Genomic DNA, 19,899 nt, shown 5'->3' with positions numbered 1-19,899 from the left:
CTGCCGATGGATCGGCGCACCCCGCGGGCGTCTCAGCGATAACGACGCTGGAGACGGGCCGGTGTGCGCTCAATCCGGCTCAGCGGCGGGCTGTCACGGTGGAAATGCAAGGGATGCGTCGCCGCTTCTCTGGCCTGATTTACGTCACGACCCCTATTATTTCAACCATTTCGAGCTACGCGATAAGACCAGCGAGCGACGCATCTAGGCCCATTGAAAAAGCCAGTACTTAGCGTCCAGCTCATAAACCTGTGAGGGTGGTAATAAGAAATATATTTGGGGATATCACAGTTCCACCTGTGAAGCAGAATCCGTAATTAATATCTTAATTAGCCAGCCAATAGCAAACTTTCTGACGTCGGACTGGTCGCTACGGGCGTGCGCCTGGCACGTCGGCCGCCCGGCCGGTGGGACGCGTACGATCAGCCACCTCGCAAGAGTACTACGAGATCTAGTAGGCACTATGCTGCTTGGTGAGGTGTGGCAACCCAGCCGGCGGCGGCGCCGCGAGCGCGGGTATTGCGACATCTCGGCAAAAAATGTCGGAACTTGCAGCAAACCGCCATCGATGCACGGACGCCGCTAAGCGGGTTTGTCCGAAATGAATGTTTGTCGATGTTGCTTTGCCTTAATGTAATGGTGTAGCGTCTCGCTGTGCTCTGGGCCACACCGCTCGAAAGGCAAGCAGCACGTCATACCGCTGCGGGGAGGATTCATCGTCTAATGTCGGCTCTGACTAGTTACAAACGAGTGCGCTAGTGGTGGCGGCGGACACAGAACCTATTACTGCCTCTGTCGGCGTGCCGGCGCCAGCTGAGGTGTCCCCGGGCGCTCCTGCCTGGAAGGCCTCTGCTGGCAAGCCGTTGCGCGAGATCGGCAGTTTCTTCGCGTTGTCGCTCGAGATCCTGGCGCAGGTGGTCCGTCCACCCTTCGCCTGGCGTGAGTTCATCCATCAGGCGTGGTTCGTGGCTCGGGTGTCGATCGCCCCAGCCGTCTTCTTGGCGATCCCGTTCAATACCCTCGCCGTGTTCATCATTAACGTCCTGCTGGTCGAAATCGGCGCTGCCGATGCCTCGGGAACTGGCTCTGCGCTGGCCGCCGTGGTCTACCTCGGCCCGATAACGGCGGTGTTGGTAGTCGCCGGTACCGGCGCTACCGCAATGTGTGCCGACCTAGGCGCTCGCACCATCCGCGAAGAAGTCGACGCCATGCGGGTGATGGGGATCAACCCGGTGCAACGGCTTCTGGTGCCCAGGGTGCTGGCGCTGGGGCTCAATGGGTTGGTACTGAATGCCATCATCACCATCACCGGTTTGATAACCCAATACTTGTTCTCGGTTTACTTTCAACACATCAACCCCGGTTCCTACATGGCGAGCCTTACGCTGCTCGTTGGGCTGACCGACGTGGTCATCGCCTTCGCCAAGGCGATGTTGTTCGGCCTCGTTGCCGGCCTCATCGCTTGTTACAAGGGCGTTACCGTGGGCGGCGGTCCGCAGGGCGTCGGCAACGCGGTGAACGAAACCGTCGTCTACACGTTCATGGCGTTGTTCGTGATCAATGTGGTGCTGACCGCGGTCACCGCGAAGGCGACGATGTGACTGCCGTCCCAGCGGCACACCGGTTGCCGCAACTGACGAACATGGTGCGCGGATTTGTCGACGGATGGAACCGGCTGGGAACCCAGACCGCGTTCTACGTCAAAGCCCTCGGCTTGGTGTGGCAGGCTACCGCCCGCTACAAGGTGGAGACGCTCCGCCTGATCGCCAACATGAGCCTGGGCGTCGGGGCGCTGGCCATCATCGGCGGGACCGTGGTAATCGTGACCACCTTGACGATGTCCACCGGTGGACTCGTCGGCATCCAGCTATATCGATCGTTGTCCGATGTCGGGGTGCAAGCCTTGAGCGGTTTCGCGTCCGCCTACATCAACACGCGCATCAGCTCGCCGCTGATCGCCGATATCGGATTGGCGGCCACAATCGGCGCCGGCGCCACCGCGCAGTTGGGCGCCATGAGGATCAGCGAGGAGATCGACGCGCTTGAGGTGATGGGCATCCACACGATCACCTACCTGGTCTCCACCCGGGTAGTTGCGGGTGTAGTTGTCGTGGTCCCGCTATGGTGCATGGCTGCGCTGTCGGGGTTTCTGGCCACGCGCGGCCTCGTTATCTTCGTCTACGGGCAACCTCCCGGCGTCTATGACCACTACTTCCATACCTACCTGCAACCGACCGACCTCATCTGGTCGTTGCTGCAAGTCATTGCCTCCGCGGTAACGATCATGCTGGTGCACACGTATTACGGTTTCAACGCTTCGGGCGGCCCGGCTGGTGTCGGTGAGGCGGTCGGTCGCGCCGTGCGCACCTCGCTGATCGTGGCGGTGGCGGTGACGTTGGCGGTGGCAATGGCCGCTTACGGCGTGTCTGGCAACTTCCACCTATCTGGGTAGCGGCGATGAAGAGCAAACGGCGTGAGGCCGGCCTGCACCCGGCGATCTGGACCGTGATTCTCTTGGCGTGCATCGGCGCGATTGTCGTGCTGACGGTAGGCGCATTCAGGAGGGACTTCAGGCCCTATGCCCGGGTAACGCTGACATCTGACCGGGCGGGACTCGTTATGGAACCCGGCGCAAAAGTGAAGTTGCGCGGCGTCCAAGTCGGCCGGGTTGCGTTGATTCAGCCGGGCGATCCGGTGAAGCTTCAACTGGAGCTGTATCCGGAACAGCTCAAATTCATTCCGGCCAACGTTACCGCCGAAATCACCGCACCCACAGCGTTCGGCGCCAAGGGTGTGGAACTACTCACCCCCGCCCACCCGAGCGAAAAACGGCTGGCGGCTGGCGCGGTGGTGAAATCGAGCAACGTGACTGTCGAAGTAAACACGGTGTTCCAGAACCTCGTTGCTGTGCTGAACCAGGTCGACGTCCCGAAGCTGAACGCAGTACTCACCGCGCTCGCGGACGGATTTCGCGGCAAGGGCGAAGAGATCGGCGAGGCAACCACCGACCTCAACCAGGTCCTGACGGCGATCAATCCACGCAGCGAGACGATCCGTGCCGACTACCGCGCTCTCAAAGAGTTCAGCGACACGTACAGCGCTGCCGCACACAACATCGTGACGGTGCTCGACGCCGCCAGCACGACCAGCGGCACCATCACCGATAACGCAAAACAACTCGACTCGCTGTTGCTGAGCGTCAGCGGGCTTTCCCGCGCCGGCACCAACCTGATCGGCCCCAATAAGGACAATCTGGTGCACGGGATCAACCTGCTGGAATCCACCACGCGCCTGCTCATGAAGTACAACCCGGAACTGACCTGCACGCTGGTCGGCGGGAAAAACGCCCTCGACTTCGGCGCGCGAAATTCTTCCGGCGGCACCAACGGATACTCGGAGATCTTGGACGTCGCGTTGCTGCTAGGCAAGGATGCATACCGCTATCCGGACAACCTGCCGATTAACGACATCAAGGGCGGCCCCGGCGGTGAGCCAGGGTGCGGCTCGTTGCCCGACGTTGCCAAGAACTGGCCGCAGCGCTACCTCGTCACCGACTCCGGATGGGGGACTGGAGTAGATGTGCGTCCCAACCCCGGTATAGGGTTCCCCGGTTACGTCGACTATTTCCCGGTCACTAGGGGGACCCCACAACCGCCCAGCATTCGCCATCCGGCGGGCCCGGCGCCAGGTCCCATCCCCTACCCGGGAGCACCGCCCTACGGTGCGCAGCTATACGCGCCGGACGGAACGCCGCTGTATCCCGGTCTACCGCCAGCGCCTCCCCCGGGCAGGCCGCGAGAACCCGGCCCCCCGCCGGCGGGTTCGGAACCGTTCGTGCCTTCAGTGCCGTCCGGAGTGCAAGCAACTTGCGGAATCCTCAATCAGCAATGCGTACCGCCGCCGCCTCCCCCGTGAGTCTTGACGGCGGAAGGCGAAGGCGACAGAAGCCATAGAGGAAGGCAGATATGCGTGAGAATTTGGTAGGCACCACATGGCGCCTCGCCATCTACTTGGTCGTGTGCCTGGTCGGCGCGTTTGCGCTGGTCGCCGTCTTCGGTCAGCTGCGCTTCCAATCGGAAAAGACGTATAGGGCCGTGTTCGCGAACGTGTCCGGGCTAGAAGGTGGGAACTTCGTCCGCGTCGCGGGTGTGGAAGTCGGCAAGGTCAAAAACATCACCATCCAGCCCGACTCCACCGTGCTCGTGGAATTCTCCGCCGCCGACTCGGTGATGCTCACCGAGGGCGCCAGGGCCGCCGTCCGCTTCGCGGACCTCATCGGAGGCCGATATCTGGCACTTGAGGAGGGCGCCGGGGGAGTAAAGAGACTTCAACCGGGCGGGACCATTCCACTGAGCCGCACGGAGCCGGCACTTGACCTCGACGCGCTGCTCGGTGGCTTCCGGCCCCTATTCCGCGCATTGGACCCTGACCAAGTGAACAAACTAACCGGCCAATTGATCGCCGCCTTCCAGGGTCAGGGCGGCACGATCGGTTCATTTCTCACCCAGGCCGCGGCCCTCACCAGCACCCTGGCCGACCGAGATCAACTGATCGGACAGGTCATCACCAACCTCAACACCATGCTCGGTTCACTCAGCGGCCAGAGCAAGCAGTTCGCCAAGGCCGTCGACTCGCTATCTGAACTGGTCGCAGGCCTCAAAGCCCGCAAGCAAGACATCAGCAACGGCGTCGCATACGCCAACGCGGCTGCCGGGTCGATCGCCGACCTGCTAGCGCAGGCTCGCCCGCCGCTGAAAAAGGTTGTGGCTGAGACGGACCGGACCGCCGGAACAGTGCTGGGCGATCGCGATTTCTTCGACAATTATCTGAACACCTGGCCCGACGCGTTCAAGATCCTCAATAGACAGGGCCTAACCGGCGACTGGTTCACCTTCTACCTTTGCGACGTGGCGCTGAAGGTCAACGGCAAAGGGGGCCAACCCGTCTTCATCAAGCTGGCCGGCCAGTCCACCGGGAGGTGCACGCCGCGATGAAAACCTATTCAGAACGCAACCCGCTCCGCATCGGTGCCATCGGGCTCGGCATCACTGTTGCTCTCATGCTGATATCGCTGAACTACGACACGCTGCCGTTCTTCAACACAGGCAAAACCTATTCGGCCTACTTCGCCGAGGCCGGCGGCCTGGCACCCGGCAATGCCGTCCAGGTGTCGGGTTTCCGGGTCGGTCAAGTATCGAGCGTCGAGCTCGACGGACCGCGGGTGCTGGTTAAGTTCCACGTCGCCGGCAACGTGCGCCTCGGTGACCGCACCGAGGCAGCAATCAAATTGAAGACCCTGCTCGGCAGCAAGGTTCTCGAGGTCACGCCACGCGGAGACAGAAAGCTGACCGAAGCGATACCGCTCGACCGGACCAGGCCGGCCTATCAATTGCCGGACGCGCTGGGTGATCTCACGACGACCATCAGCGGGTTGAATACCGATCAACTATCCAACTCGTTGGCCGTGCTTTCCGAGACGTTCTCTGATACGCCACCCGACCTGAGGGCCGCGGTGCAGGGGCTGGCACGGTTCTCGCAGACCCTGGACGAACGCGACACCCAGCTGCGAGATCTATTGAGCAACGCTAATAAAGCGACGAAGGTGCTGGCTGAACGCAGCGACGAAGTCGTCAACCTGGTCGACAACACCAACGCCCTTTTGGTGCAACTGAAAAGCCAGAGCAGCGCGCTCGACCAGATCTCGAACAATCTCTCCGCGGTGGCCCGGCAGGTCAAGGGTTTCATCGCCGAAAACCGCAGCACCCTCAAGCCGGCGCTGGATAAGCTCAACGAGGTCTTAGCGATCGTTGACAACCGCAAAGAACGCCTGCAGAAGGCGCTCACGGGGCTGAACAGCTTTTCGCTGAGGCTCGGTGAAGTGGTGTCAGCCGCCCCGTTCTATAAGGCTTACATCGCTAACCTGTTGCCCGGGCAGTTCGTGCAGCCGTTCATCGACGCGGCCTTCTCCGATCTGGGTCTGGATCCGAACGTGCTGCTGCCCACGCAGCGCGCCGACCCGGAGGTCGGCCAGCCGGGAACACCGCCGCTACCGATACCGTACCCGCGGACCGGCCAGGGCGGGGAACCCCGCATGACCATCCCGGACGCCATCACGGGTAACCCCGGCGACCATCCATGCGGTGTGCCCGGTGTGGCGTTACCCGGCCCTGGCTGCTACCCGTACCGGGAGCCGCCACCCGCCCCGCCACCCGGTGGCCCGCCGCCGGGACCTCCCGCGCCTCCGAATCCACAGCCGGTTCAGGACGGTGGACAGTGAATTCACGCAACGCCAAGATCGGCTTGGCCGTCGCCCTGGTGCTGCTGCTGCTCGGCGGCATCGTCACGGCGGTGAGGTCGGTCAGCGGTAGTGGCCGCACCACTGTCACCGGCTACTTCGCGGACAGCACCGGGCTCTACAACGGGGACGACGTCGTTATTCTCGGCGTGCGCGTCGGCAAGATCGAGAAGATCGAACCACAGCCCAGCCGCGTGAAGATCACGTTCTGGTACAAAGACAAATACAAAGTGCCCGCCGACGCCAAAGCCGTGATCCTGTCACCGTCGCTGGTGACGCCGCGATCCATCCAGTTGACACCCGCCTACACAGGTGGCCCGACGATGCAGGCCGGCGCGGTCATTCCGCAGGTTCGCACCGCGGTTCCGGTGGAATACGACGACTTGCGCCAGCAGCTCGAGAAGCTGACGCAGACGCTGCAGCCCACCGCGCCGGGCGGAACCAGCACCTTGGGCGCGTTCATCAACACCGCCGCCGACAACTTGCGCGGCCAGGGCCCAGATATCCGTGACACCCTCATCAAGTTGTCACAGGCGGTATCGGCGATCGGCGACCACAGCGACGACCTGTTCACCACCTTGAAGAACCTTTCGGTCCTGGTCTCCGCGCTGCATGACAGCAGCGACCTGCTGCGACAACTGAATCAGAACCTGGCCGCGGTGACCAACCTATTGGCCAACGACCCCGACGAGGTCGGAAACGCGGTTCGCGATCTCAACGAGGTGGCCGATGACGTGCGAAACTTTGTGGCCGACAACCGCGAGACGCTGGGTAGCACCTCCGACAGGCTGGCGTCGGTGACAAAGGCGCTCAACGAGAGCCTCGACGACGTCAAACAAGTTCTGCATGTCGCCCCGACAGCCTTCCAGAACTTCCTCAACATCTATCAACCCGCGCAGGGCGCATTGACCGGTGGGTTGGCGGTGAACCAATTCGCCAATCCGGTCCAGTTCCTATGCGCCGCGGTGCAGGCGGCCTCGCGTCGCGGCGCTAAAGATGCAGCGAAACTCTGCGTGCAATATCTGGCGCCGATCTTCAAGAACCGTCAATACAATTTCCCGCCGCTGGGCGAGAATCTCTTCGTCGGAACCACGGCGCGCCCCAACGAAATAACCTATAGCGAGGACTGGCTGCGGCCCGATTACGTTCCCCCGCGGCCAGCAGAGCCCACCGGCCCCGCCAACCCCGCGCCGCCGGCAAACACCCCACCGGGGTCCCCGCCCTCGCCACTGGCGGCGGCCGCACCGCCGGCGCCCGCCCAACCAATAGCCACCAACCCGGCCGATGGCCTGCACGGGATGATGGTGCCGTCCGGAGGTGGACAGTGATCCGATCAGTGCGCTTGTCGCGAGTAGCCGTCGGGCTGGTAGCGGCACTTGTGGTGGCGGCACTCTCCGGCTGCGGGTTCCGCGGCGCAAACTCCTTTCCGTTGCCGGGAACCCAGGGAGGTGGCCCCGGTTCGTACACCGTCCAAGCGCAGATGCCCGACGTGCAGAATCTGGAACGGAATTCCCGGGTAAGGGTCAACGATGTCACCGTCGGCAAGGTGACGAACATCGAGCTTCAGAACTGGCACGCGCTGGTCACCATGACGATCAACGGTGATGTCGACCTGCCCGCCAACGCGACCGCTACGGTCGGGCAGACCAGCCTGCTGGGTTCGGTGCATGTCGAACTGGCGCCCCCGCCCGCCGGGGTCCCGCCGGAAGGCAAGCTCAAAAACGGGTCGCTGATCCGGCTAGCGTCAGCCGGTAGCTATCCGTCTACCGAACGGACGTTGGCGGCGCTTTCACTAGTGCTCAACGGCGGCGGCCTAGGGCAAATCCAGGACATCACCAAGGCGTTGAGCACTGCCTTCACCGGCCGCGAAGCGGACCTGAGAAGCCTGCTGGGACAACTCGACAAGTTCGTCGGTTACCTCAACGACCAAAAAGGCGACATCATCGCCGCCACGGACAGCCTGAACAACCTGGTTGGTCAATTTGCAGACCAGAAGCCAGTAATCGACAAGGCGTTGAAAACCATCCCGGACGCATTGACCGTGCTAAAAGACGAACGGAACGCCCTGGCCGACGCTCTGGGTGACCTGAGCAGGTTCGGCGCACTTGCCGCTGACTCGGTCAACAAGACCAAGGAAAACCTGGTCAAGGAGCTGAAGGACCTCGGCCCGGTGCTGCAGTCACTGGCCGACGCCGGGCCGGCGCTGACCCGTTCGCTGGATTTCTACGGAACCTTCCCATTTCCCACGGACACACTCAGTAAATGGATGCGTGGCGACTATGCGAACGTGACCGCCGTCATCGACCTGACGCTGAGCCGGCTGGACGCATCCTTTTTCACCGGTACCCGGTTTGAGTGCAATCTGTCCGAACTGGAGCTGCAGTGGGGCCGCACCATCGGCCAGATGCCCAGCCCGTGCATGGGTGGCAGCCAGTACAACCCCGGCAACCCGCTGGTTGTCCCGTACCACTTCGACCAGGGGCGCTGACGGCATGCTCACTAGGCGAATCAAAATTCAGTTACTGGTTTTCGCGGTGGTCAGCCTGATCGCGGGCACCGTCATGTTCTTCAACTACATGCAGGTCCCGACCGCATTCTTTGGGGTCGACCGGTATACGGTCACCGTGCAGCTGCCCCAGGCCGGCGGCCTGTATTCGGGCGGCAACGTGACCTACCGAGGCGTCGAGGTGGGGCGGGTGCGCGACGTGCGCTTAACCAGTAGTGGCGCCGAGGCGGTGCTCCAGTTGGACTCGGATGTCCACATCCCAGCCGATCTCAGCGCACAGGTGCACAGCGTATCCGCGGTCGGCGAACAATATGTCGAACTGCTGCCGCGCACCGGGAACGGCCCCTCGCTGAAAAACGGCGACGTAATCCCTGTGGACCGCACGTATGTTCCGCCAAACCTCAACTCGCTGCTGCAGGCGACCAATCGCGGGCTGAGCGTGATCCCGCGGGACAACCTCAAAACGGTGGTCGACGAATCCTATGCCGCGGTCGGCGGGCTCGGCCCCGAGCTTTCCCGGCTGGTGAATGGGACCTCGAAGCTCGCGATCGACAGCCGCAAGAACCTCGACGCACTCGTGACCTTGATTGACGGGTCAAAGCCACTGCTGGACAGCCAAATTCAGTCATCAGACGCGGTGCAGGCCTGGGCCGCCCACCTGGCGACCATCACGTCCCAGCTTCGGGCCAACGACTCCGCGGTCAGGGGCGTACTTCACGCGGGCGGCCCAGCTGCTGCCGAGGCCCGGCAGTTGTTCGACCGGTTGAACCCCACGCTGCCGATCGTGCTGGCCAATCTGGTGAGTGTAGGGCAGGTAGGGGTCACCTATCGCGACAACCTGGAAGCTGTCCTGGTGGAGTTACCGCAGGGGGCGGCCGACGTCCAAGCGACCGGGGTGCCCAATAGGAATACCAAACAGAGTTACGCGGGTGGCTACCTCAGCTTCAACCTGAATCTCAACTGGCCCCCAGCATGCACGACCGGGTTCCTGCCGGTCCAGCAGCAGCGCGCCGCCAGCTATGAGGACTACCCGGACCCGCCTAAAGGCGACCTATACTGCCGGGTACCGCAAGACTCGATGCTCGACGTGCGCGGCGCGCGGAATCTGCCTTGCGAGACTCGCCCGGGCAAGCGCGCCCCGACCGTAAAGATGTGCGAAAGTGACGAGACTTATGTTCCCCTGAACGACGGCTTCAACTGGAAGGGGGATCCCAACGCGACCTATACTGGCCAACCTATCCCACAGCTCAGGCCAGGAGACGAACCGCCCGGTCAGGCCCCACCACCGTCGCCGCCCGGTCCGCAGCCACCGCCGATCGCAGCCGTCCAATACGACCCAGCCACCGGCATGTACGTGGGGCCAGACGGGCGCATGTACAGCCAGACCGATCTGGCCCATGGGGCTACCAAGGAGAAAACATGGCAGAGCATGCTGATACCTCCCAAGAGGAACTGAGCGAAACGGCCCGGGCAGCAAGGACCCCGGCAACGGCCGTCCGCGACGACGAGGGTTCGTCGGATATGCCTGGCCAGGCCAGCTCGAACGAGACGAGCGCCGAGGCGGCGCCTCCCTCGGTGGAGGCGGAGGAAGATCTGGCCGACGAGGCCGACGACGACGCCGCGGTTGATGACGGAGTCGCCGCCACCCCGGAAGACGCTGCACCGGAAAAGGAGCGGGTGTCGCCGTTGAGGCTGGCCGCCGTGTGGGGGTTGGTCACCGTTGCTTCTTTGGCGGGTTTGGCCGGTTGGTTCGGGTTTCGGCTGTACCAGTCCCACCAGGCCCAAGAACAACGTGCGCTATTGGTTCAGGTCGCAAGACAAGGGGCGCTGAACCTGACCACAATCGATTGGCAGCACGCCGATGGTGACATAAAGCGCATCCTGGACTCGGCGACAGGCACTTTCTACGACGATTTCTCCAATCGATCGAAACCCTTCATCGAGGTCGTCAAGAAAGCGCAATCGAAGTCGGTAGGAACAATCACCGAGTCGGGTCTGGAGTCGCAATCGGGCAGCGAAGCGCAAGTGCTGGTTGCCGTGTCCGTTAGAACATCGAATCTCGGTGCAGCCGATCAGGATCCGCGGCATTGGCGAATGCGAATCACCGTGCAAAAAGTTGGAAACGACGCGAAAGTCTCCAACGTCGCATTCGTGCCATGAGGAATTTGCAGGTCGGCAAGCATCGAGTGCTAAGCCAACGAGCCACAAGGGGAACCACCGCTGTGCCGGTCGAAATTGATTCCGCCACCGAGCAAGACGAAGCGATTGCTGCCGACGAGACCACCGACCAGGCCGCAAGCGCAACAAGCGAACCTCAGGGGCCCGATGACACCCACGACTCGGGCGAAACAAAAGACCTTCCTCAGTCAGGGGAAGCGTCGGTCAGGGATGAGGATACTGAACCCGAAGACGCGAAACACGTTGAGCTCCCAGTACGTAAGCGCAGAGTTACATGGTCCCGACTATTGGTATTCGGGGTGCTTCCCGTGTTGGCATTGCTGATCGCGGCGGCCGTCGGCTTCCTAAAGTGGCAGGATGCATGGGTCCGTGACTCTGGGGCCGCTGGCATCGAGTCCGTTGCCGCGGCAAAGGAATCCACCGTTGCGCTACTGTCCTACCAGCCCGACAGCGTCGAAAAGGACCTAGGAGCCGCCCGCGACCGGCTGACCGGAAAGTTCAAAGACTCCTACACACAATTGGTCCAGGACGTGGTGATACCCGGCGCCAAGAAGGACCACATCTCGGCGATCGCCACCGTTCCCGCCGCCGCCTCAGTGTCGGCGACACCAAACCACGCGGTCGCTCTGGTATATGTAGACCAGACTGTGGCCGTCGGCAACGACGCGCCCACGAACACCTCATCGACCGTCCGGGTGACGATGGACAAGATCGGAAACCGGTGGCTGATTTCGTCATTCGACCCAGTTTGAGGCCGGTATGGGCACAGGCAGACCGACCACGACAGGTCGACGGATGACACTGCACAACAGTGCTTTTGAGCTGCGGCGTATCGACAAGTGCGGTGCCGCCGGGTGCGGCCGGCGCCGATGTGCTTAGCATGCCTACATGATCTCGACGCTCGAAGACGTGCTCCGTCTGCTGGACCTGCAACAGATCGATGACACAGCGTTCGTGGGCACTCAACCCGACACTCCCAACCACCACATCATCGGAAGCCAGGTCGCCGCACAGGCGTTGATGGCGGCCGGCCGGACGACACTCGGGCGACCGGCGCACAGTATGCACATGTACTTTCTGCGGCGAGGTGACGCAAGGCAGCCGATCCAGTTTGACGTGACCCCGCTACGTGACGGCGGCACCATCTCCTCACGTCGGGTGACCGCGAGCCAGTCGGGAGTCGTCCTCTGCGAGGCGCTCGCCTCGTTCACAATCGTGGCCGACGACGTCGACTGGCAACAACGAATGCCGGACGTGGCGGGGCCGGACGCGGTCCATGGACTCGACGATCTATTGGCGCCCTACGCCGAGGAATTCGGTGACTGGTGGCCGCTGCGACGACCATTCACCATGCGGTACGTCGACACGCCGCCGCGGGTCGCCCTTGACCTTTCCGATGCGCCGCCACCGCGGCTTCGGATCTGGCTTCGCGCTGACGGTGAGGTGTCCGAAGATCCGATGGTCAACAGTTGTGTGGTGGCCTATCTCAGCGCGCTCACACTGCTCGAGTGTGCGATGACGACGATGCGCACTACCCCGATGGGGCCTCGACCGTCGGCGCTAGTCGATCACACCATCTGGTTTCACCGTGCTGCCGATTTCACCGACTGGCTGCTCTTCGACCAATCCTCGCCCAGCGTTGTCGGCCGCCGCGGTTTGGCGACCGGGACCCTGTACAACCGGTCGGGCGAATTGGTGTGCGTCGCAACCCAGGAGGGGTACTTCGCCGAGCAGTGACAGTCAAGCGATCGACGGAGGCGTAGCGTCGAGATCACGTGATCGCGCCCGCGACCTTGAGTTCAATAAGGCGGTCGTCATCGATGCCCAGTTCACGCAGGACTGCATCGGTGTGTTCGGCGAACTGGGGCGCTCTGGTCAGGCTTGCGGGATCGTCGTCGAACCGCACGGGGCTGGCTACCAACTTCTGCGGATGACCTTCGGCATCGACGATCTCGACGATGCGACCGTTGGCTGTCAGTGCTTCGTCATTGGCGATTTCCCAGGCGTCCTGTACCGGTGCCCACTGCCCTCGCCCCTTGCGCAGCAAGGCTTGGCATTCGGCGAAACTCAAGTTGCCGATCGCGTCCGCAACGATTTGTTGGGCAGTTTCGCTGTGCTCGACCATCGCCTCGAGGGTTGTGAACCGGGGATCTTCAGCGACGTCATGCAGACCCATGACTCGGCAGAATTCCGGCCAGTATCGCGTCGGCTGAAGCATCGACAATTGGATGAACCTTCCGTCCGACGTGCGATAGGCACCGGTGAGAGGGTTGCCCGGGGCTTGGGTGCGGCGATCGACCTTGGGTAGTGGGCCGCCCATCAGCATCGCCATGTTCACGCTGAATTGGGTTGCCCAGGCGCCGACGGAAAGTAACGAGACGTCAAGCACCGACGGTTCTCCGGTGACCTGTCTGCCGAAGAGTGCCGCCGCCACCCCTCCGGCGATGGTAATCCCGCCGATGTTGTCGCCGTATGCTCCCGTGGGCATGAACGGAATATGCTCAGCACCGGGCGGTGTGAGGCCGTCTGCGCTGCCGCCGCGGGCCCAGAACGCCGTCGCATCGTAGGCTCCGGCATCGCGGTCAGACCCGTTGGAGCCGAATCCGGTACCGACGACATAAATGATGTCGGGGTTGACGCGGCGGACGTCTTCGACGTCGACGGACAGCTTCGCCCGCGTCGAGGGCAGGTAGTTCGTCAGGAAGACGTCGCTACGGCGGATCAGTTCGTCGAGCCAGGGGACGCGCCTCCGAATTGTCCAGTGCCAGACCGACGCTGCGCTTTCCACGGTTGGGCGCCTCCATGATCGGCGCGAACGAGGATCCGGGAACCGTCGCCGCGGCGCCCAACACCTTGACCAATCCACGCTGGGCATCGCCGGTGACGGGGTGCTCGATCTTCACCACATCGGCGCCCCAGTCGGCGAGCACCGCGCCCGCCGAAGGAACGAAGGTGAACTGGGCGATCTCGAGCACGCGAACTCCGTTGAGCGGCTTATGCATCAGATGTCCTTCAAGTGAGGGTGGGCCACGGGGCCCACTCAATGCATGATGTCTCGGACCTTCGTCTTCTCGTAGCCCTTGAGTAGCTCAGCGCTGGCGTTCTCCATGTGTCGCCGCCAATGCGCCTCGGTCTCAGCGCCATCCCGGGCGGCCACCAAGTCGGCGAGTCGGGTGTAGGACCGCATCAGCTTGGTGTACTGAACCTTGGGCACGACGTTCTGAACGCTGAGAAATGCTGCGGTCATGTGCCTTTCGAAAATTTCGTGCAGCATGCCGACGATCACGGTCAGTGTCACGTTGCCCGACAGTTCGACTAGCCGGCGGTGCAATGCGGTGGACGCCGCGCCCAGCTTGCCCGTCTCCCACGCAGCGGGGATCTCCTCGATGAGTTCGCGTAACTCGCGGTGGGCCGCAGCGGTGCCATCCTCCGCGAGCAGCCGGGCCGCATACGGTTCAATGCCCATCCGTGCCGTCATCACGTCCGCGAGCGTCGCTCCCGCCATCTCGAGCAGGAAGCCCGCCGGCCGCGCGACGATCTCGGGGCCCGGGACGCGAACCCGGGCCCCGGTGCGTGAGCCGCGCCGCACCTCCACGAGACGGTCGGACTCCAAGACCCGCACTGCTTCTCGCAGCGACGGCCGGCTGACCTGGAAGTGATTCATGAGTTCGGCTTCATGGGGTAGGAAGTCGCCGTCTTTGAGCTGCCCCTCGACGATCATCCGCCGTAACGTGTCCGCCACGATTTCTGCCGTCTTGGGCGACCGCACCGCTCCGTTGTTCTCTGACACGGTCGTAGACGCGAGCGCTTCCCGCTTGGGCATCACGACCTCCTGAAGCTCGACATGTACTACTCAGTACACCATGTAAGGCGCAGATCCGGGATACCCGCTGCGTGCATCAGTGCAGCTGCGACAGAACCCGCGTCGCGGCCGCGCCATAGCGGGCGCGCCGTCGCCCTCCAACCAGGAAGCTCGGCGGCGCTGCAAACGCCATGTCAGGCAGTCGTTTGCGACTTGCAAGCATGTCGCGCGCTTGACTGTCGTCGCCGCAGATCGCGATCGACCACAGCATATCGTCGGTGACGTGGTCGGCGATCGTTTCCGGTTGGCCGCGGCGGAAGGCCGAGCGGATCGCGGCGACCTCGTCGGTCCAACCGTGCAATTCGGCGAGTGCGTCGTAGGTCTTCACGGTGAAGTAAAAGGCAATCTGGAGCCGTGCATCCCGAATAGCGCGGGCTGGATCATCATTGTCGATCGCGGTGATCACCCAACCCCAGCGGCGAAGCTTGGCGGCGTCGCGTCCGCTTGATTCGGCGCCACGGCCCAGTTCGGGCTCGACGACTTCCGTCCACCAGCGATCGGTGAACAGGCCGTGCCCCAGCACGCCATCGGCGGTGCCGCCTACCGTCCGCAGCATCAGCCTGTTGAAGGCGCCGATCAAAATAGGCACGTCCAACCGGCCGAGCACGGGTGCGCGGATGTCGGCGTCGATCGTGTAGAACCGGCCCTCGTATCGAACGCGTTCTCCGTTCTCGGCGTGCAGGAATGCCCTGATCACCTCGATCAACTCGGCCATTCGGGGGGCCGGGTGGGCGGCGTCGACACCGAACCAGTCCTTGTTCATCCGCGAAGTGCCCGACCCGAGTCCCAGAAAGACCCTGCCCGGCGCGAGTGTCCAGAGGTGTCGGACGGCCGCTGCGTGTACGAACGGGGACCGGGCGAACGCATAGGCGATCCCCGGACCGATGCTCGCCCGCGAGGTACCGAGGGCCATCTCGGTGGCTGTTATGTAGCCGTTGAGGTCGGCGAATTCACCGGCGCAAAACGCCTGCGCTCCGGCGGTCTCCGCCTGGGCCGCCAGCGCAGCTCCCGGCCATGGCAGACCCCACCCCATCTGTCCTCACATCCGTCCGCTACATAAGTAACCTAGTAAGATATGTGATTCTACTCGCGCTGCGCAGTGATGCCATCGCCTGGACCCAGAATAATTTAGACAAAAGTGTCAAAAATCGGTAGCCTTGTGATTGGTGCTACCGCCAGCTGTCCTAGGGAAAGGAGGCTCCGGCCGTGCATACCTTGCCGAGCATGCTGCCCACCGGTTGGTTCCAGGTGGCCTGGAGCGCCGACATCGCCGTCGCCGAGGTCGTCCCACTGCACTACTTCGGCCGAGACCTGGTCGCCTTCCGGCAGCTGGACGGGGTGGTGAAGGTGCTTGACGCGCACTGCCAACATCTTGGCGCGAGCCTGGCCCACGGTGGGTGCGTCGTCGAAGAAGGCATCCAGTGCCCGTTTCACGGCTGGGTGTGGAACGGCGCCGGACGCAATGTCCACATCCCGTACCAGGATCGACCCAACAAGGCCCGACGAGTACGTGCCTATCCGGTCGCGGAGATCAACGACTCGATCCTGATCTGGCACGACAGCGCCGGCCGGGAGCCGCTATGGGAGCCGCCCGACGCTTTCGCGGTGCTCGGAGATCATGTCCGCTCGCGGCGGTTCCACCCCTTTGGCGCCGAATGCCGGACGCGGCATGAGCGGGTAAAGGTGCATCCCCAGGTGATCGCCGAGAACGCCGTCGATCCCCACCACTTCCAATTCGTCCATCGCACCCCGATCAGTCCCGTGGTACTGCGTGAAAGCACCGATAGCTCGACCTGGTCGGCCAAGGTCGGCTTTGGCCGGAGGTGGAGCGACGGCCTGGACCGCACCGGCGACACGATGAACACGATCGAAATCTATTGGTCAGGAATCGGGCTCAGCTACAACGGCGAACACATCCGCGACGGAATCCGAGTCATCTCCATCTGCGCGACACCGGTGGACGACACCAGATCCGACATCTTCGCCGGCTACTGGATCAGCGAGGAACCGTCAGAAGGCCCGGATGATTTCGAGGCGCGTCTGGCCGCAGCGAAACTCGCCCTGCCCGACGACATCAGGATCTGGGAGCACCAGAAGTACCTCGAACCGCCGGGTCTGGCGACCTCGGAGGCGGCAGGCTTTCGCGCGCTGCGTCGGTGGGCGAGCGGGTTTTATCCCGAACCGGAGGCCGCCGCTGAGCCGGTCGCGCATGGTGTCTGAGGGCTCGCCCCCGCGGGTAACACGCAAGTCCGACCGCACCCGAGAGTCAATCCTGGACGCTGCGCGGACCGCGTTTGCGCGCAAGGGTTTCTCGGGCGTCACCATCAAGGACATCACTGACCTCGCGCCGGTCACCCGGGCGAACTTCTACTATTACTTCTCCGACAAGACCGAGCTTTTCATCGAGCTCGGCACCGACACCTACCGCGAAGCGCTGGCGGTTGTCGAGGGTTTCATGGAGCAGGAAAGCCCGCCAAGCCGGGAGGACGTCGAGGTCTGGGTTGCCGGCTACTTCGACTACCTCGACCGCAACGGTGCGTTCGTCATCCGCTCCACCGAGGACATGCCTCCCGATCGCAAATTCCGCGCCGCGGTCGCCCGCTCGCACCGCCGAACCGCCGCCGCGCTCGGTGAGGGCATCGCAAAGATGGCGCCGACACCGCCCGACCTTGACCCCGTGGCTACCGGGCTGGTGATTATGGCGATGCTCGAACGGTCATGGCTGATGGTTCGCCACAACGAGGTCCCGTCGACGACGCGCCAAGCGGTGCTCATGGCGGCCACCGAGATGCTGTGGCGAACGGTCAACGGTCAGACCTGACCGATGTCCATTCGTCGATGAGCTTATCGATCGTGGTCAGCCGACCCAGCACGGCAATAGTGTTGTCCAGCACCTGTTCTGCATAGTCCTTGGGGGTGCCGCCGACGGCGTCGCGCGGGACGACGAGTTCGAAACCCGCCTGCGTAACATGCCCTGCAGTGTGGGTGATCGCCAGGTTCAGCGAAACGCCGGCAAGGACGATGGTGCCCACGCCGAAGCCTTTGAGCACGGGCAGTAGTTCGGAATCGAGCGTGGGAAATAGGCCGTGATGGCGCGGTAGCACCAGATCGGTGGGCGCCAGCAGCTCGGGAAGCACTGCGGTGGAAACGCTTCCGGGAGCCCAGTGCGCCGTTGCCGGGCCCAGTGCTCGCCAGAGGCGCGCCGTCCCGGTCGGCCGGCCACCGAGGGTGCCCTCGTAGGTCGCATGCACCACTCGTGCGCCGAACCGGCGGGCTGAATCGAGAAGTCGGCGTACGCCCGAGACGAGTTCGGAACTGTCGGCGGCCAAGGCGGGCAAAACGGACTCGGGCCCCAACACACCGTTCTGGCATTCCACACAGACGACGGCCGTGGTCTCAGGATCACATAGTGTCGAAGCCATCCCTGCACCCTAGTCCATTTTTTTGACACCTGTGACGAAAAATTCGGTAGATCCCTTACAAAATATCGAGTTTCGCCTTCTTTACCTCGGAAGACTCTAAGGTGAAATCGTGGAGATCCGCGATCACATCTCATCCGGTAAACCTGCCCTGGTGCTCGCTCGGACTGGCACGGTGATCGACTTTGCCGAGCTGGAGAAGCGTGCCAATCGTCTGGCTCACTTCTGGTATGCCGCCGGACTTCGCGAGGGCGACACGGTTGCGGCATTACTCGAGAACAATGAACACGTCCATGCCGCGATGTGGGCGGCGCGCCGAAGCGGTCTGTACTACACGTTGATCAACACTCACCTGACGGCCGCCGAGGCCGCATACATCGTCGACAACAGTTCGGCAAAGGCGCTGATCGGGTCACGCGCGACTCGCGACGTCTGCGAAGGCCTTGCCGAGCATTCCCCCAGGGGGTTACCTGAGCTGCTGCTGATCGCCGACGACGATCTGGACGGATGGTACCGCTACCCGGAATGTGTTGCCGACCAACCCGAGACGCCGATCCCCGACGAAAGCGAAGGCGATCTGCTGCAGTACTCGTCGGGAACCACTGGCAGACCCAAGGGGATCCGCCGTGAGCTTCCGCATCTACCACCAAGCGAAGCACCCAACATCCTGATGCCGTTGATGAATGCCGTCGGAATCACCAGCGAGTCGGTGTATCTGAGCCCGGCGCCGCTGTACCACACCGCGCCGTCTTTCTGGTCGATGGCGGTGCAGTCGCTGGGTGGCACGACCGTCGTGATGGAGAAGTTCGACCCGCAAGAGGCGCTCGAGTGCATCGAACGCTACGGCATCACGCACGCCCAATTCGTTCCCGCAATGTTCGTGCGTATGCTCAAATTGCCTGAAGCGGTGCGCATGTCCTACGACGTTTCCAGCCTGCAGCGGGTGGTGCATGCGGCCGCGCCATGCCCGGTGGACATCAAGAAACAGATGATCGCGTGGTGGGGGCCGATCATCGACGAGTACTACGCCGCTTCGGAGGCGGTGGGAGCCTCGTTCATCCGCGCCGAGGACTGGCTGACCCACCCCGGCTCGGTCGGCCGACCCTTGGTTGGGGTCCCACACATCCTCGACGAGAGCGGCCATGAGCTACCGCCCGGTGTGCCCGGCGAGATCTATTACGAGGGAGGGCATTCGTTCCAGTACCTCAAAGACGATGCAAAGACGGCGGCGGCCCACGACGCGCACGGCTGGGTGACCGTCGGTGACATCGGCTATCTCGACGTGGACGGCTACCTCTATCTCACTGATCGCCGTCATCACATGATCATTTCGGGTGGGGTGAACATCTACCCGCAAGAAGCCGAAGACCTGCTGATCACCCATCCCAAGGTGCTCGACGCGGCAGTCTTCGGTATTCCGGATGACGAGATGGGTCAGACTGTCAAAGGCGTGGTGCAGACGGTAGATCCGGCTGATGCCAACGACGGCTTCGCGGCAGAGTTATTGGAGTGGCTGCGAAACCGGTTGGCGCACTACAAGTGTCCGCGGTCTCTCTCGTTCGAGGCGCAGCTGCCCCGGACCGATGCCGGTAAGTTGTACAAGCAGCAGCTCGTCGGCAAGTATTCGGCGAAGGGATAG

17 protein-coding genes and 1 pseudogene are annotated in these 19,899 nt (G+C 63.0%); 14 read left to right on the top strand and 4 right to left on the bottom strand.

The features are described from left to right. The first annotated feature begins 818 nt into the window (after positions 1–818). The 11 genes from H7I87_RS21465 (at position 819) to H7I87_RS21415 (ending at position 12,716) form a co-directional block, all read left to right on the top strand. On the top strand, positions 819–1,601 hold the full coding sequence (locus H7I87_RS21465) for an MlaE family ABC transporter permease (protein WP_023862289.1): 783 nt from the start codon (positions 819–821) through the stop codon (positions 1,599–1,601). Between the two features lie 41 nt (positions 1,602–1,642). Then, positions 1,643–2,452 carry an ABC transporter permease gene (locus H7I87_RS21460; RefSeq protein ID WP_023862288.1) on the top strand — a complete coding sequence of 270 codons (810 nt, stop codon included), beginning with the start codon at positions 1,643–1,645 and terminating at the stop codon, positions 2,450–2,452. Positions 2,453–2,457: 5 nt separating this feature from the next. Further along, positions 2,458–3,915 (top strand): MCE family protein, encoded by a 1,458-nt coding sequence (locus tag H7I87_RS21455; protein ID WP_023862287.1) that lies wholly within the window; start codon positions 2,458–2,460, stop codon positions 3,913–3,915. Between the two features lie 50 nt (positions 3,916–3,965). Further along, the gene (locus H7I87_RS21450; RefSeq protein WP_023862286.1) at positions 3,966–4,994 is read left to right on the top strand and encodes an MCE family protein; all 1,029 of its coding nucleotides are present in this window, start codon (positions 3,966–3,968) and stop codon (positions 4,992–4,994) included. Then, positions 4,991–6,277, top strand: a complete 1,287-nt coding sequence (locus H7I87_RS21445) for an MCE family protein (RefSeq protein ID WP_044090578.1) — start codon at positions 4,991–4,993, stop codon at positions 6,275–6,277. The genes H7I87_RS21450 and H7I87_RS21445 overlap by 4 nt, the downstream gene beginning before the upstream one ends. A 23-nt stretch (positions 6,278–6,300) precedes the next feature. Further along, positions 6,301–7,623, top strand: coding sequence for a virulence factor Mce family protein (locus H7I87_RS21440; RefSeq protein ID WP_031348266.1), 1,323 nt, complete (start codon positions 6,301–6,303; stop codon positions 7,621–7,623). 8 nt (positions 7,624–7,631) lie between these two features. After that, entirely contained in the window at positions 7,632–8,783 is a 1,152-nt protein-coding gene (locus H7I87_RS21435; protein ID WP_023862283.1) for a virulence factor Mce family protein, read from the top strand. 4 nt (positions 8,784–8,787) lie between these two features. After that, on the top strand, positions 8,788–10,257 hold the full coding sequence (locus tag H7I87_RS21430; RefSeq protein WP_083071345.1) for an MCE family protein: 1,470 nt from the start codon (positions 8,788–8,790) through the stop codon (positions 10,255–10,257). Beyond that, on the top strand, positions 10,221–10,961 hold the full coding sequence (locus H7I87_RS21425) for an Rv1363c family protein (RefSeq protein ID WP_023862281.1): 741 nt from the start codon (positions 10,221–10,223) through the stop codon (positions 10,959–10,961). The genes H7I87_RS21430 and H7I87_RS21425 overlap by 37 nt, the downstream gene beginning before the upstream one ends. Further along, complete coding sequence (locus tag H7I87_RS21420; RefSeq protein ID WP_224111070.1) at positions 10,958–11,731, top strand: hypothetical protein; 774 nt, start codon at positions 10,958–10,960, stop codon at positions 11,729–11,731. Before H7I87_RS21425 ends, H7I87_RS21420 begins: the two co-directional genes overlap by 4 nt. Positions 11,732–11,867: 136 nt before the next feature. After that, complete coding sequence (locus tag H7I87_RS21415) at positions 11,868–12,716, top strand: acyl-CoA thioesterase (protein WP_023862279.1); 849 nt, start codon at positions 11,868–11,870, stop codon at positions 12,714–12,716. Positions 12,717–12,750: 34 nt separating this feature from the next. Here H7I87_RS21415 and H7I87_RS21410 read toward each other — a convergent pair. From H7I87_RS21410 to H7I87_RS21400, 3 genes and pseudogenes are all read right to left on the bottom strand, one after another. Beyond that, a pseudogene (locus H7I87_RS21410) lies at positions 12,751–13,981 on the bottom strand (CaiB/BaiF CoA transferase family protein). Between the two features lie 38 nt (positions 13,982–14,019). Beyond that, positions 14,020–14,802 carry a FadR/GntR family transcriptional regulator gene (locus tag H7I87_RS21405; protein WP_083071354.1) on the bottom strand — a complete coding sequence of 261 codons (783 nt, stop codon included), beginning with the start codon at positions 14,800–14,802 and terminating at the stop codon, positions 14,020–14,022. Between the two features lie 76 nt (positions 14,803–14,878). After that, positions 14,879–15,874, bottom strand: coding sequence for an LLM class flavin-dependent oxidoreductase (locus H7I87_RS21400; protein WP_083071346.1), 996 nt, complete (start codon positions 15,872–15,874; stop codon positions 14,879–14,881). Positions 15,875–16,065: 191 nt separating this feature from the next. Here H7I87_RS21400 and H7I87_RS21395 point away from each other — a divergent pair, with 191 nt between their 5' ends. Beyond that, complete coding sequence (locus H7I87_RS21395) at positions 16,066–17,061, top strand: Rieske 2Fe-2S domain-containing protein (protein WP_062886339.1); 996 nt, start codon at positions 16,066–16,068, stop codon at positions 17,059–17,061. Then, positions 17,051–17,662, top strand: a complete 612-nt coding sequence (locus tag H7I87_RS21390; protein WP_023862275.1) for a TetR/AcrR family transcriptional regulator — start codon at positions 17,051–17,053, stop codon at positions 17,660–17,662. The genes H7I87_RS21395 and H7I87_RS21390 overlap by 11 nt, the downstream gene beginning before the upstream one ends. On the opposite strand, the gene H7I87_RS21385 is transcribed toward H7I87_RS21390, so the two are convergent. Next, positions 17,646–18,263: an isochorismatase family protein gene (locus tag H7I87_RS21385; protein ID WP_031345242.1), complete on the bottom strand. Its 618-nt coding sequence runs from the start codon at positions 18,261–18,263 to the stop codon at positions 17,646–17,648. The genes H7I87_RS21390 and H7I87_RS21385 overlap by 17 nt on opposite strands. A gap of 109 nt (positions 18,264–18,372) precedes the next feature. Between H7I87_RS21385 and fadD4 the strand changes: the two genes are divergently transcribed. After that, positions 18,373–19,899 carry a fatty-acid--CoA ligase FadD4 gene (gene fadD4, locus H7I87_RS21380; protein ID WP_083071347.1) on the top strand — a complete coding sequence of 509 codons (1,527 nt, stop codon included), beginning with the start codon at positions 18,373–18,375 and terminating at the stop codon, positions 19,897–19,899.

It is taken from the genome of Mycobacterium timonense (genome assembly GCF_025821985.1).
In the GTDB taxonomy this organism is placed as follows: Bacteria; Actinomycetota; Actinomycetes; order Mycobacteriales; family Mycobacteriaceae; genus Mycobacterium; species Mycobacterium avium.
Note: the sequence above shows the minus strand (reverse complement) of the source record. Positions and strands in the feature narration are given on the sequence as shown.